The 14,707-nt window shown below is 28.4% G+C and carries 13 protein-coding genes; 2 read left to right on the top strand and 11 right to left on the bottom strand.

Annotated elements, in window-relative coordinates; genetic code table 11:
- Positions 1-251: 251 nt before the first annotated feature.
- Genes ABF633_RS07025 through ABF633_RS07015 form a run of 3 tightly spaced genes read right to left on the bottom strand, consistent with a single transcriptional unit; the run spans position 252 to position 2,413 of the window.
- The gene (locus ABF633_RS07025; RefSeq protein ID WP_415522942.1) at positions 252-1,022 is read right to left on the bottom strand and encodes a tyrosine-protein phosphatase; all 771 of its coding nucleotides are present in this window, start codon (positions 1,020-1,022) and stop codon (positions 252-254) included.
- On the bottom strand, positions 1,023-1,718 hold the full coding sequence (locus tag ABF633_RS07020; protein ID WP_415522941.1) for a CpsD/CapB family tyrosine-protein kinase: 696 nt from the start codon (positions 1,716-1,718) through the stop codon (positions 1,023-1,025). It lies immediately after the preceding gene.
- An 11-nt stretch (positions 1,719-1,729) separates the two neighbouring features.
- Positions 1,730-2,413, bottom strand: coding sequence for a YveK family protein (locus tag ABF633_RS07015; RefSeq protein WP_415522940.1), 684 nt, complete (start codon positions 2,411-2,413; stop codon positions 1,730-1,732).
- Between the two features lie 520 nt (positions 2,414-2,933).
- On the opposite strand from ABF633_RS07015, the gene ABF633_RS07010 reads away from it, so the two are divergent.
- Both ABF633_RS07010 and ABF633_RS07005 read left to right on the top strand, forming a co-directional pair.
- Positions 2,934-4,715, top strand: a complete 1,782-nt coding sequence (locus ABF633_RS07010; RefSeq protein WP_415522939.1) for an Ig-like domain-containing protein — start codon at positions 2,934-2,936, stop codon at positions 4,713-4,715.
- A gap of 337 nt (positions 4,716-5,052) precedes the next feature.
- Entirely contained in the window at positions 5,053-5,322 is a 270-nt protein-coding gene (locus ABF633_RS07005) for a helix-turn-helix domain-containing protein (RefSeq protein ID WP_415522938.1), read from the top strand.
- A gap of 314 nt (positions 5,323-5,636) precedes the next feature.
- On the opposite strand, the gene dprA is transcribed toward ABF633_RS07005, so the two are convergent.
- The 8 genes from dprA to ABF633_RS06965 form a co-directional block, all read right to left on the bottom strand.
- Entirely contained in the window at positions 5,637-6,710 is a 1,074-nt protein-coding gene (gene dprA / locus ABF633_RS07000) for a DNA-processing protein DprA (RefSeq protein ID WP_415522937.1), read from the bottom strand.
- A 7-nt stretch (positions 6,711-6,717) separates the two neighbouring features.
- Positions 6,718-8,256: a YifB family Mg chelatase-like AAA ATPase gene (locus ABF633_RS06995; RefSeq protein WP_415522936.1), complete on the bottom strand. Its 1,539-nt coding sequence runs from the start codon at positions 8,254-8,256 to the stop codon at positions 6,718-6,720.
- 2 nt (positions 8,257-8,258) lie between these two features.
- On the bottom strand, positions 8,259-8,843 hold the full coding sequence (locus tag ABF633_RS06990; RefSeq protein ID WP_415522935.1) for a transposase: 585 nt from the start codon (positions 8,841-8,843) through the stop codon (positions 8,259-8,261).
- Positions 8,844-9,023: 180 nt separating this feature from the next.
- Positions 9,024-9,497, bottom strand: coding sequence for an IS200/IS605 family transposase (gene tnpA, locus ABF633_RS06985; protein ID WP_415522934.1), 474 nt, complete (start codon positions 9,495-9,497; stop codon positions 9,024-9,026).
- A 220-nt stretch (positions 9,498-9,717) separates the two neighbouring features.
- On the bottom strand, positions 9,718-10,032 hold the full coding sequence (locus ABF633_RS06980) for a hypothetical protein (RefSeq protein ID WP_415522933.1): 315 nt from the start codon (positions 10,030-10,032) through the stop codon (positions 9,718-9,720).
- A 59-nt stretch (positions 10,033-10,091) separates the two neighbouring features.
- Positions 10,092-10,664 carry an Rpn family recombination-promoting nuclease/putative transposase gene (locus ABF633_RS06975; RefSeq protein WP_415522932.1) on the bottom strand — a complete coding sequence of 191 codons (573 nt, stop codon included), beginning with the start codon at positions 10,662-10,664 and terminating at the stop codon, positions 10,092-10,094.
- A 500-nt stretch (positions 10,665-11,164) separates the two neighbouring features.
- A complete protein-coding gene (locus tag ABF633_RS06970) occupies positions 11,165-12,397 on the bottom strand; it encodes a beta-1,4-xylanase (protein ID WP_415522931.1) in 1,233 nt (410 codons plus the stop codon).
- A 784-nt stretch (positions 12,398-13,181) separates the two neighbouring features.
- A complete protein-coding gene (locus ABF633_RS06965) occupies positions 13,182-13,841 on the bottom strand; it encodes an O-antigen ligase family protein (RefSeq protein ID WP_415522930.1) in 660 nt (219 codons plus the stop codon).
- Between the last annotated feature and the right edge of the window lie 866 nt (positions 13,842-14,707).

Genomic DNA, 14,707 nt, shown 5'->3' with positions numbered 1-14,707 from the left:
TAAGTAATTTATGCATTAATCATAATATTATATATATTATCATCTTATTGTAATATAGTGATATGTATAGCCCATTCCAGTTATTTCTCTTATATTCTACAACAAATTTGGTTTTTTTTCTACTATTTAGTAAGATATATATAATGCTTCCCATTTGTCCATAATAAACATATATTTCTACTTTTAACTTCATTTACAAACCTACAACAACTACATAGGAAATAAATAAAGCAGTGAGATATATCTCACTGCTATTTCTTAAGAAAAAAAGAAAACAAGCCCTTCTTCTTTTCTATTTTTTTCATTCTAACATCTATTTCTTCATTTTCTAAAATGCACTGTGCATTTCTTTGAACAGAAGAATAAACTTCTCTGTATTCTTTCTTTATATCTTTCATTACTAAGCCTAAATTTGGACATCTCTTTCCTATAGAATGAGCATCTGACGCAATAAAATGACAAAGGCCATTATCCATAATACCAAGAGCTGCTTCTTTTACTCTGCTTCCAAGAAGCCCTATTATACTAGAAGTATTTACCTGAAATAGGCAACCTTCCTCTATAAACTTATTTATATTCATTAAATTACCATTAATATATAGATATCTTTCAGGATGAGCAACTATGGGTTTTACTCCTAAAAGCTTCAACTCATAAATGATGTCTATAGCATCATCTGGAAGTACATCCATAGGGAATTCAATAAGCATATATTTTGAATTATTTAGGCAGTGTATAATCCCGTCTCTATAGGCATCTAAGGTATACTTGTCTGCAAAAATCTCTTGCCCGGGAAATACCTCAATATTTATTCCTTTAGATTTAATCTCAGCATTAAAATTTTCTACATAACCTAACACATCTTTAAATTCATTTTCGTAGCTTCCTCTATAATAATGAGGAGTAGCTATAATCTTTGTAGTATTATTTTCTTCTGCAATGCCAAGCATTTCAAGGCTCATATTTATATCTTTAGAACCATCATCAATGCCCGGCAGTACATGACAATGGATATCTATCATTTACTTTTCCCTCTTTCCCTTTTTTTTACTACCGCCTTCTCCATAATAATAGTGATAGTAACCATATTTCTTACCGCCAGTAACCTCTGCCTTATTGAGTACAACTCCTATAATATTGGCCTTAACATTATGTAATAATTCTTTAGCTTTTTCAGCCGCTCCTATTTCTGCCTGTCCTGCTGCTATTACTAAAAGTACTCCTCCTACCATAGTCGAAAGAAGCTGTGCATCTGTTACTGCCACTACTGGTGGAGTGTCAAGTATTATAAAATCAAAAATTTTCTTAGCTTCTTCTAAGAATTGTTTCATCTTCTTTGAAGCAAGCATTTCTGAAGGATTAGGAGGTACCGTACCTGATGTGAGTATGCACATATTATCATTATATTTTTGAGCTACTTCATCAAATTTAAACTGACCAATCAAAAGATTCGAAAGTCCTTTATTATTGGAAATATTAAATTTCTTATGTAGTGAAGGCTTCCTAAGATCGCAATCTATTAAAAGAACCTTTTTGCCAACCTCAGCCATAGAAAGAGCTAAATTAGCAGAAGTAGTTGACTTTCCTTCAGCCGGCCCTGAGCTGGTAACCAAAATTGTATCCAATTCATTATCGAAGCTGGAAAACTGTATATTAGTTCTAAGTGTTCTGTATGCCTCTGATACAGGTGACTTAGGATTATCCTGTACTATTAACATTGTGCTCCCCCTTACATTTCGTCATGTACCGGAATAGTTCCAAGTACTGGCAGATCTAAATGTCTTTTGATATCTTCTGGTGTTTTTAATGTACTGTCCATATATTCCAATAGAAAGGATAGTCCTACGGACACCATAAGCCCCAAGAAAAATGCTATAGCAATATTAAGTGTTTTTTTAGGTTTAACTGGTGCCTTTGGAAGCTCTCCCTTATCCATAATATTAACTTCACCAGCATTATATACAGTAGGAGAAGCTTCCACAAAAGCATTTGAAAGAGCTGTTACCCTATTTAAAGCTTCCTCTGGAGTTCCACCCTGAGCAGTTATATCTATTATCTGAGTACCTGTTTCTGGTGTAACGGTAATAAGCTTATCCAATTTATCAGCAGTCATACCATTTCCGAGCTTTTCTGCCGCCTTTCCCTCAACTAATTTTGAAGTAGCAATAGTAGCATAGGTTTTTGTCAAATTTTGATACATCATAACATCAGTATATTGAGTATTAGAATTTGCTGTATCATTTTTCTTTCCTACTATTACGGTTACCTGAGATTGATATACAGGAGACATAATAAAAAAGCTAAGTATTCCCGATATAATAACTGCAACTAAAGTGATTGTAATTATTATAGACTTTCTCTTGCTCAATACATAAAGAAACTGACTTAAGTCTATAGTATTTTCGTCATTCATAAATAAACCTCCGATTTTCATAAGTTATATAAATTAAATTATATAGTTTTTTTTATTAATTTTCTATACCTTTTATTTACCAAATGTTTAAAATATACTTAGGCATTATTTAATTATGTAAAATACAATTTAATTTCACTTTTATTTACATAAATACACATTCTTTATTATATATTATTTTTATGATATTTTCCAATATATTTTTTATTTTTTTATTTTTACTTGCTAATATCTATTAAATATCTAATTTTTCCACATTTTTTTCATCTCCAATCCTTATATATTAAAGCTTTTGCAATATCCTGTTTTCTAATTTTTTCTGAGCTATCCACATACATAGTTATTTTTTAATTTCATTAAATTTAATATTTCATTCAAATAATTTGTTATAATTATATACATATTGTAAAATAATTCACATAATTCCTTAAATAAACTTATAATTTTAAAATTTTATTTGTTAAATAATTATATATCACTTTTACACAGTAAACTCCATTAATAAGAGAGGGAAAATTTAATGAAAAAGATAACAATTATTATGTTTTTAACTATCATTACCTTTTTATGTATTGCCTTCAATTCTAATTCAGAGGTATATGCATCAATACCAGCAACTGCAAGTCTAGATGTTAATAATGATGGCAAAATTGATATCAAAGACCTTGCCATTATCTCATCCAATTATAATGTAAAAAAATCAGGCAACAAATATCAGGCAAAATATGATCTCAATAGCGATGGAATAATTGACCTATATGATATGACCTCTGTATCAAAGAAGATTGGTACAATCATCCCAAGCAATATTAAAGTAGAATCAGTAGCTTTAAACAAAACTACAGATACTTTAGTGGTAGGAGAATATGTTTCACTATCAGCAACTATATATCCAAGCAATGCCTCAAATCAAAGGCTAATGTGGGAATCTTCAAATCCTAAGGTTGCTACAATACCAAATGGTGGAGTAGTGGCAACAGCAGTAGGTCCTGGAACAGCCACAATTACTGCAACCACTGTTGACGGCAGCAAAACAGCATCTTGCACTATAACTGTTCTCAGTCCATCAATAAAATTAAATAAAACTAATGACACCATAACAGTAGGAAAATATGATGTGTTGTCTGCAAATGTATCTCCAAACGATACACTAAAACAAGCCGTAGCATGGAAATCTTCAAATCCTAATGTTGCTACAGTATCAGGTGTAAAAACATATAATACATCTGGCAAGGCCATATATTTAGCACAAGTAACAGGAGTAACTGCAGGAAAAACCTCAATTACTGCCACTACCGCAGATGGTAATAAAACAGCTGTTTGTAATGTAACTATAAATAATCCAGCATCTATTAAAGCTGGATCAGTAACATTAAATAAAACTAATGATGCCATAACAGTTGGATACACAGATAATTTGACTGCAACTGTATCTCCAGATAATGCAGCAAATAAAACAGTAACATGGAAATCTTCAAACCCTAAGGTTGCTGCAGTATCTTCTACTGGAAAAATAACTGCAATAAGTGCTGGAACTGCAGCAATTACTGCAACTGCCAATGATGGAAGTAACAAGACTGCCACCTGCACTATACTTGTAAATAATAATGCCATAGTAACTTTTAAAGATGAGAACTTAGAACAAGTTATAAGAGATACTTTAAAGAAGCCAACAGGTAACATATATAAAAGCGATGTTCAAACCATCAAAGTATTAAATGCAGATGGAAAATTCATAAAAGATATTAGCGGTATCCGTAACTTATCAAATTTAACAGAATTGTATCTTGGATATGCATTGGTATATCCATCAGCATCTTCTACTACTAGTTATATCACATTTTCAAATAGCATTAGTAACACAGATGAGTTGAAAGAATTAAAAAATTTACAATACCTTAATTTAAATGGTAATAATATAACTAATGTAGACGCATTAAAAAATTTATCTAATTTACAATATCTTGACTTAGGCAGTAATTATAAACTAAACAGCATAGATCCATTGAAAAATTTATCTAATTTACAATATCTTAATTTAGCCGAAGACTCTAAATTAACAGATATATATAAATTAAAAGAAATAAATAATTTAAGGATTCTTAGTTTAAGTTATGGTAATTCTGCACTAAATGATATAAATTCACTAGTGAATTCATTAAAAGGATTAAATAAATTACATGAACTTGATATAATATATAGTCGTGATATAAGTACTATAAGCGAATCTGATAAACAAGCAATACGTAGTGTTTTACCTAGCTTAATTGAAATGCAATTTACAGGAAGGTGGATTAATTAATAAATAATCATTGTAAAAAATAACAATAATTTCATGAATCCAACTATCGCTGATTTCTTATGCTCAAAAGCAACTATGAAATTTACATCATTTTAATTAAATTTCATAATTGCCCATGATGAAACAAAAATAGTTATAAAAATCTTAAGCAGCTTTCCTGAGGAGGAATAAAATACAATTTCCGAAGTATACCTCTAAAATAAAACTCTAAAGGAAGTAGTTTCCACCTACGATATTAATTATAGACAAGCTGTTGAAATAAAGAGAAAAGCTTTAATTAAACTAAGAGATGCTATTAGTAAATAGACATTTAAATAAAGAATGAAAGGATGATCCTATGTATAGATTATTTAATGAAAATTTAATTAATTCCAGTTGGAATGAAAAAATAAGGCTTTTGAGAATACATAAAAAGTGGACACAAAAAGAAGCCGCAGAAAGATGCGCAACCCATCATAAAACATATTGGAGCTGGGAAAATGGAGTAAACACTCCAAGAAAGTCATCTCAAAAGATCATAGCAAAAGCTTTTAAAGTTAAGGTGGAAGGCCTATTTTCAGATATACTTATAAAAAGTACAATTATGCTTATTTTATGTTTTTCATAAAGACAATTGCAAATCTATATATTTTCAGCCTGTAGAACTTCCACCTACCTACGTATAATTTTCATATTATGATTTAAGTTATGTTACAGGGCAAGTGGGTGGTAATTACATAAGTTAATAAATTTATATAAATTTTGAAAGCTTTTTAAAAGCTAATGACTGTTAGTTAAACTTTACCATTCAGGCTTCCCACCTGCTATACATTGTGCCCTTTGCTTGGTGCACAGACTGGCCCCTTAGTGAGGGTTTACCCGAACTTGCTATATCATTTCCTTTGAGAAAATAAAGTGCAAAAAGTAGGATAAAACAAAGTGTTAATCAACAATTATGTATTTTCCATTGATATTTTTTAATTTACCACCAATTTCAAGTAAAAATAATATTTCAACTAGCTTGCATCTATCTATGCTTAATTTTACACTTATTTCATCTATTGTTAATTCTCTCTCTTCTAATATTTTTACTATTTCTTTTTCTAGATTATTTTCTGTAGTATTCATTATAGTTTTTTTATTAGCAAAAATCTCTTTGTCTAATAATTGCTGGGGAGATAGGTATATTCTTGCTCCTTTACTGATCAGGCCATTTGAACCGTGGAATGATTTTGAATATATTTCTCCTGGGACTACATATACTTCCTTATTATATCTCTTTGCATGCTCTGCCGTTATCAGCGCTCCACTTTTTTCTCCTGCTTCTGCAATTAAAACCTTATTAGATAATGCTGATATAATTCTATTTCTTTTAGGAAAATATTCTGGTCTTGGAGGTGTACTAGGTGAATATTCTGATATTACTAATCCTTTTTCAATGATTTTGTTCATAAGTTCATTATGTTCTCTTGGATAGCAAATATCAACACCACAACCTAAAACGGCAACTGTAAACCCGCAAGCTTTTAAACAAGATGTGTGTGCATAGCTATCTATACCCTTTGCCAAACCACTAATAACAGCTATGTCTTCCTTTGCTAAAAAATCTGCCGCCTCAACTGCTGCTTTTTTGGCATATTCAGTACATCGTCTTGCTCCTACTATAGCTACCCCCATTAAATCTTTACGTAAAACTCCCCTATAGTAAAATAATATAGGACTATCTTTACAATTTTTGATACTCTCAGGAAAAACATCATCATCTATAACAGTTATATTTATATTTTTACTTTTGCATATTTTTAATATATTCTTAGCTTTACTGAGATCTTTTGATTGCAGTATACTTTTAGCTGTCTCTTTTCCTATTCCTCTTATTTGAAGTAATTCTTCTAATTTTGAATTATATATTTTTTCTGGTGTTTTTAATTCATTCAGAAGCATTTTACTTATAATTGACCCTACGCCTCTTATTCCTGTTAACCAAATATAATATAAATATTTATCATAATCCATTTTTTTCCTATACAACAACCATATTTACCTGCTCTTTCTCTAAATCTCTACAAAGCAGTGCTTTCATAATATGTCCTTTTTTTATATTCTCAGATTGCTCTATATCAGCAAAAGTTCTGGCTACCCTTAAAAATTTATGATAAGTTCTAGCACTGTATTTAAATTTATCATAAGCTAATTGCAACATTTTTTTACTTTCATCATCTAACTTACAAAATTCTTTAATAAGAGCTGGAGTCATCTGTGCATTACAGTTAACCCTTTCTATATTTTTGTATCTTTCCACCTGTATTTTTCTTGCTTGTTGCACTATTTCTTTTAATTCTTTAGATGACCTACCTTGCTTATAACTTGATAAATCCATAAAATTAACTGGCTGAACACATTTTTGAATATCTATTCTGTCAAGTATAGGTCCAGAAATTTTACTTCTATATTTAGTAACTTCATAATCTGTACAGTGACATCGCTCTTCTCCATGATATCCACATGGACAAGGATTCATAGCTGCTACAAACATAAAATTAGCAGGATAACTATGAGAATACTTTACTCTTGATATAGTTACAATTTTATCTTCCATTGGCTGTCTTAAAGCCTCTAATGTACTTTTATTAAACTCAGCAATCTCATCTAAAAAAAGTACTCCATTATGTGCTAAAGATATTTCTCCTGGTTTTGCATAAATTCCACCACCTACTAGTGAGTTCATGGAGGCATTATGGTGAGGAGCTCTAAATGGTCTGTTTTGTATTAATGTTCCTCTATTTTTTAACAAACCAGCAACACTATATATTTTAGTTGCTTCTAAGGCCTCTTCTTCCGTCATCTCAGGTAAAATTGTTGGAATTCTTTTTGCTATCATTGATTTACCACAGCCAGGCGAACCTGATAAAATCATATTGTGGCCTCCAGCTGCCGCGACTACAATAAAATCAATTATAGAATCTTGACCTTGAACATCTTTAAAATCTAATAAACTTTCATGTTCAATTATATGTTGTTCATTTAAGCCTGATAAATCTAAATTATAGTTAGTATCTTGTAGAAATTGTACAACATTTTTTAATGTATCAAATGAAAATATATTAATACCTTTTACAAGTGATGCTTCTTTCATATTGTCTCTTGGAACTACTAAATTTTTTATTCCTTTCTTTTTGGCTTCAATTGCCATAGGAAGAACTCCTGTGCATGATCTTAGCTGCCCATTTAAAGATAGCTCCCCTATAAAAGCAAATTCTTCTACATTATTTACTGCTATTTGATTTGATTTAATTAATAAACCTACAGCCATCGCTAAATCAAAGTGAGAGCCGCTCTTTTTAACATCTCCTGGTGCTAAATTTATTACTATTCTCATCTTTGGGAATTCATACTTTTCATGATTTATTGATGCTTCTAATCTTTCCCTCGCTTCTTTTACAGCGGCATCACCAAGTCCAACTATAGAAACAGAAGGCTGTCCGTATATCGTATCAGTTTCTATATTTACTACATACGCATCAATACCTGAGATTGCAAAGCTATTCACAACTGATGCCAATATTATCCCTCCTCTTCTTCTAATTTTTCGAATGAATTCGTTTTTATTGAACTTTCTACATAACCTTTATATAATTCTCTGCAATTTTCTTTTTTAAAGTAAGATAGTATACTCTCAGAATTTATAATTCTTTCTTTTCTTTTTCCTATATACATGCAATAACTACTCCATTCATATTCTTCAGGTTTTTTCACCATATTAGCTCTAACAGGATTAAGATGTATATATCTACTAGTCTCAAGCATATACTTATCATTATTAATTATTTCTGATCCATACCTTTCTTGAAAAAGATGCTCAATATAATTGTATTTATTATTAAAGTATTTTGCATAAAAGTTGTTTAGCCTTTTCATAAAAAAACCTATATGTTTTTCTTTTGTTTGAATTTGTAAGTGAATATGGTTGGTCATTAAAGTATACCCTAATATTTCAAATTCACTATTAAAATACTTTACACATTCTTCAAGTGAAATAATATAAAATTCATAATCTTCATCATATCTAAAAATGTCATTTCTATGGTTTCCTCTTGATGTTATATGCATAACAACATTTGGATACCATTCTCTACTTTTTCTACTCATAAATTTTCTCCAAACATCTTTTTTTTTAAATTATAGACTATTTTCAAATTTCTAATCAGCACCACCCGTAAAACGGGTGGTTTGCTCTAGCCCTATAAGGGCATGTTACTGGCAGGTGCTACTCGCACACTGAACGGTTTGCCAACCGCATGCCTTCACTGGCTGCACCTAAAAGGTGCTTTATTTTTTGCCTTTATTTACTGTCTCACCTGTAAACGGGTCAATATATTCTTTTAAACTCATTTGTTCATATGCTAAATCTTCTTGAATCTGGTTCCTTATATATTCTTCTATGACTTTTTTATTTTTTCCTACAGTCGTAACATAGTATCCTTTACACCAAAATTGTCTATTACCATACTTATATTTTAAATTTGCATGTCTATCAAAAATCATTAGTGAACTTTTACCTTTCAGATATCCCATAAATTGAGATACACTTAATTTAGGTGGTATACTTAAAAGCATATGTATATGATCTTTACATGCATTTGCCTCCATAATTTCTACCCCTTTATGTTCACATAATTTTCTAAGTATTACTCCAATATCTGCTTTTATCTTACCGTATATTATTTGTCTCCTATACTTCGGTGCAAAAACTACATGATATTTACAATTCCATTTACTATGTGCTAAACTACTATTGTCCATTTTGGACACACCTCCAATATATTTTAGTTGTGGTCGGCAAACCTACTTCTATTTTATATTGGAGGTTTTATTTTTTCTACTCATAGCTAAAAGCTTTTTGGAACCACTGGTAAAACCAGTGGTATTCTAAATACAATCAAAAATAACAAAAACAGCCCTAAGGCTGTTTTCATATTTTCTTTTCTCGACATGTGACTGTCATCCAAGTTAGCTCCTTGCTCTAATTTTCATACTTCTTCTTAAGTTCCAATACCTTTTCTATGCTTAGTCCTGTACCTTTGGCTATTATTTCTTCATCTACTCCAAGTTTTAGAAAATTTATAGCTGCTGCTTCTTTTCCTTCAGCTATTCCTTCAGCTATTCCTTTAGCTTCTCCTTTAGCTTCTCCCTTAGCTTCAGCTGATTTTATTCTAGTTAGCTGATCACTGATTTCTGCCTGCTGGGCTTCGTATAGCATTCTAGCCTTTTCATCTTTACTTATTATCTGCAATAAATCATAAGCTTTCTTTATATCTTTATTCTTTTTCACTAACATTTCCATCTCTCCTCGTTCTTGCATCTAGGAATTCCATCCATTGGACTACTGGATCATCCTCATCTCTCCACATCTTCATCAAAACGCTTTGGTAGTTCTAAAAAGTGAACCTCCAGTATATCTGTTAATTTATATCCTGTTTTATCCTCTGTTATATGGTAAACGGAGTACAATTTATTTAGCGGTGTACACTTGAAATCCACTATATTTATAGTTACACACTTCTTTAGCTTATCATAGGTATCTCTTGGCTTTATCTGACCCGTATACATCTTACCCCAATAAAATATAGTTCGTTCTGCCATATACTCTGTTGGAAGTATCTGTATTTCTACATCTATCTGCTTTCCACTTTTTGTTTTTATCCTTACATCAAGAATTCCTTTTTTATCTTCCTTAAACTCCTTTATAAGTTCACTATTTATTATTTCTATACCTTCGAATTCTTCCTCTGGAACAGTTAGTATATCACTAAGTAATGCTATTGATAAATCCTTATGCTTTTCATTACCAAATATATATTTAAACACAAAGTCATACTTAGGTGACATTATGAAATTATCATCCAGTATTTTTTTCTTTTTTCTAGGCACTCTATCACATCCTCTGTATCTACTTCCATATATTAACATACATTATTTTATATCTCTATACTTTTATTTTATCAGAAAATTAAGTCTTATTCCATACTAAGTATACCTTTATACATATTGATATCCTATTTGAAAATGAACTGCGTCAAACTGTCATTTAACTCAAGAAAAAACAGAGCAATTGCCCTGTTACTTTACTGACTTTATTTTTGTTTTTTAGACAGGTGACTGTCACCCTACTGAGGGCGCTTTCGACCGAAGTTGCTAAAGTCCTTGATACGGTGTTGCGAGAACACTCGCAACTTAATGCAATACTACGCTGACTAATACCTTGATTATGCAATCGTAGTATTTCTCTATATCTGGTCATAATAATATGACCTCCTTTGAATTTATTTACACTAAAAATAGCGTATAAATTCATTATTGACAAAAAATATGTAGGTGAATCACCCGGCGTGAGGGTGGCTCAAATTATTCCGTGAAAGTGGCTCACTTTCAACGTATCAAGTGCTCTAACAGAGCATATTATTCACTAACTAGTTCAAAATATATTTAACATTTTCATCTATACTAATTTTATACTCTTTGTTAGAAACTTTATCACTATAATTCTTTCCTATAAAGTCAATAACTTCAATTTTTTTACTTTTTAAATCTACCTTTACATTATGATCTTTACCTGTAGTCCAAAGAGCATAAACCATTTTATTGTTTTTTTCAAACATAAGTACATAATCATCTTTTGATCCTACATCTATTCTCTTTATATACCTGTATCCATCAAGTACTTTATTCATAGTTTTAATTGCATAATAGCTTGGCTTAGGCGTTAAATCATTATAAACTATTCCAAAATTATCTTCAATATTGTTTTTATCGATACCATCATCTCTCCAATCATACCAAATATTTATATTTATTCCACACATAATGTTAATTAAATATGAACGAATGCAGTACTGTGCCTGTTTTATGTCATTCATTCCATCCAACGATGTGGAATATCCCCATTCCCCAGAAGAAATTTCAATATTTTTATTATGTGGATATTTTTGTATTAAATCTCTTAATCTCTTATAATCATCTATAATTGTTTCTGGATTTTCTGCTCTATATGGATGAATACTTATAGCATTTATTAGTTTAAATAATCCATATTTACCTAAACAATTTAAATAATCATAATCAAAAGTTGATAATGCTGGTGCCATTATAAATGCATTTTTATCTTTAGATTTGATAGCAGTTATAGTTTCTATAACTAATTTAAAATAATTATCAACATTAGGTTTTGGTTTCCAGAATGTAATATTAGGTTCATTCCATATTTCCCAAATAATTTGTTTTCCTTTATAATGTTCTACTGCTGCCTTAGCAAAATTGGCAAAAGCCTTTCGTCCATTATTAGTATATGGTGAAAGGTTTTTATCATATAGAGGATTAGAATAATCTAAAATAAACAAGATTTTTATATTATTTTCACTCATACTTTTTACTAATTTATCATACTGTGAAAAATCATATACTCCTTTTTTCTTTTCAATATTTCCCCATGATAAATCTCTCCTCACAATTTTAAATCCACCATCTTGAAGTTTATTAACTTCTTGAACACTTGGTTTTAAAAAATGAATATTTACACCTATTAAAAATTGCGAGCTTTTATCTAAATTATTAGAATTAATTTTATCTCGTGTGATAAATCTAAAAATAATAAAATTAAATATAATAAAAATTATTAATAGTATGCAAATTGATTTTTTATACATTCTTATCTCCTTTAATTCTTTCAAATATTCTATTATTCAGAATATCAATTTAAAATTCTATAGATTGTTAAATAACAGGAATTGTAAAATTAAATAAGTCATAACTTTGTAATATAATATTTTCGCTAAAGACCTAAAATACTTTAACAAATTGTGACTCGAATATGATTGCAGCATTAAATATTAATAGCGAAAACATTTATTATAAAAATTTTTAAATAATAAACTATGTACATTTTCTAAAATAAACCTAATCTTTAATAAATCTACTCCACGCCACAACTCAATTAATACTCCAAATATTTGCATAACATTATGAGAAGAGTTCACTTATAATTACAACCAATTCAAAATTTGAAGAATGGTCTTGAAGTTTTCTATGGTGAGCGTATGAGAACAGTAATTACAGATAAAATAAGTTCATAACACTAAGATAATTGTTTAGATAGGTATAGTTATAAATTAAAAGACTCCTTTTCAGATAAAAAAGAAATATCTCTATGTCAGAGAAGTATCTTATTTTTTTTACTGAAGAATAGTACCTATTTTAATTAGTTCATTGGTATATTTCCCCCTAATGAAAAAGCAATAATCTTCTCCTAATAAAATTAATAATATTTTTAATATTATCCTCTTTGTAAAAATATCCTGATATAAGATAAAATAGTTGTATATGAAATAAATAAAATTTAGTTATGTGTGAATCGCAATGTCCTAAAACAACTGCTATATACCCTATGGCTTTAGAATATTCATATATTCAACCTTATATTTTATCCTTTTTTTAATTCTTATTATTTTTTATTCCTATGAAAAACATAGTTACTATTAAAAAAATTAAAACATTATACCGCGTATAACTATTAAAGAAAAACATATTTACTGAAATAGTTAAAAAACATAAAATAGATAGATTATTAATATTTAAAATATTATTTTTGAAAAATATTATTACTGAATATATTATTATTATTATATATAATAACAATCCTAAAAAACCAAAATCATAAAAAAAAGATAAATATTGATTATCTGTCGTAGAAAACCCTGAAATTACTACAGGATTATTAAGCATAAATATATTAACCGACTTAAAACCATTCCCAAATAAAAAATTTACAATTCCATTATTCAGCATGTAATTATATATTATACGTATAGTACCCAATCGCTGAAGCCGAGAAACATCTCCATAGGAATTATTCGTTGCAGTAATAATTCTTTGTAAAATAATATTTATTACAGATAATATATAATTAGAAAATATAAATAATATAATTACAGATAATAAAAAAATAAAAATGCTAACATAGATCTTTTTATAAGTAATTTTAAAATCACTATTTATAATTTTACTAATTATAATTTTAAAATAATATATTATTAAAGTAATAACTAAAGCTATCCATGAGCTTCTAGATCCTGTAAAAAATAGATTTATCATCAAAATTATTTGTAAAGGAAATCTAATAAACTTATTCCTTATAATAAATTTATTACACCAAAATAATGAAACTAAAAATAATCCAAATACAATTGGGTGTGTAAAAACTGAAACAACTCTAAAACTTTGTCCACTATATTCAGATACCACAAAAGAATTGTCAATTTTAAAAAATGGTGAAAATAAACTTTTTTTAGATAAAATTTCATATATGCTTATAATAGAAAAAGTATTCATTATAAATGTAAACCATTTATAAAATACATTAATGTATTGGTCATTACTTGTATTTAATTTAAAAAATAAAAATAAAGCAATAAAATACATCCTAATAATATATCTTAACGATTTAAAATCATCTAATGAATAACTCTTATAAAAAAATATATTAATAATTGATGTATAAAAATAAAAAAATGTTATTAGTATCAAAAATTTATTATCAAACTTTAATTTATCAAATTTAGATTTATTTTTAAAATTTATTATTAGATTAATAATAAAAACAATATACAAAATAAAACATATAATATTATAAATCTTGTTTATATTAGACTGATATTCAATAAATATTGAAAAGAAAAATAGATAAAATATTATATTTGTATTACTTAGAAATTTTTTAAGCAAATATTTTCACCTCTTAAGATTCACTAAATATCTTTTAATTATAAGGTAATGATAGAAAAATTGTAAAATATTATTTAAATCAAACCATTATTTGAAAAAATATTTAATTAACTTTAATTTATTAGAATAAATTTTATATTTTCTAATTATTAAGATAAAAATTACAATTATCTAAAATTAGATTTTATTATATTATTTAAAAAAATTTTTTTTTATTTTTTTTTTGCTTTTTTTTC

This window comes from Clostridium sp. (assembly GCF_047718555.1).
Lineage (GTDB): Bacteria > Bacillota > Clostridia > Clostridiales > Clostridiaceae > Clostridium_I.
Note: the sequence above shows the minus strand (reverse complement) of the source record. Positions and strands in the feature narration are given on the sequence as shown.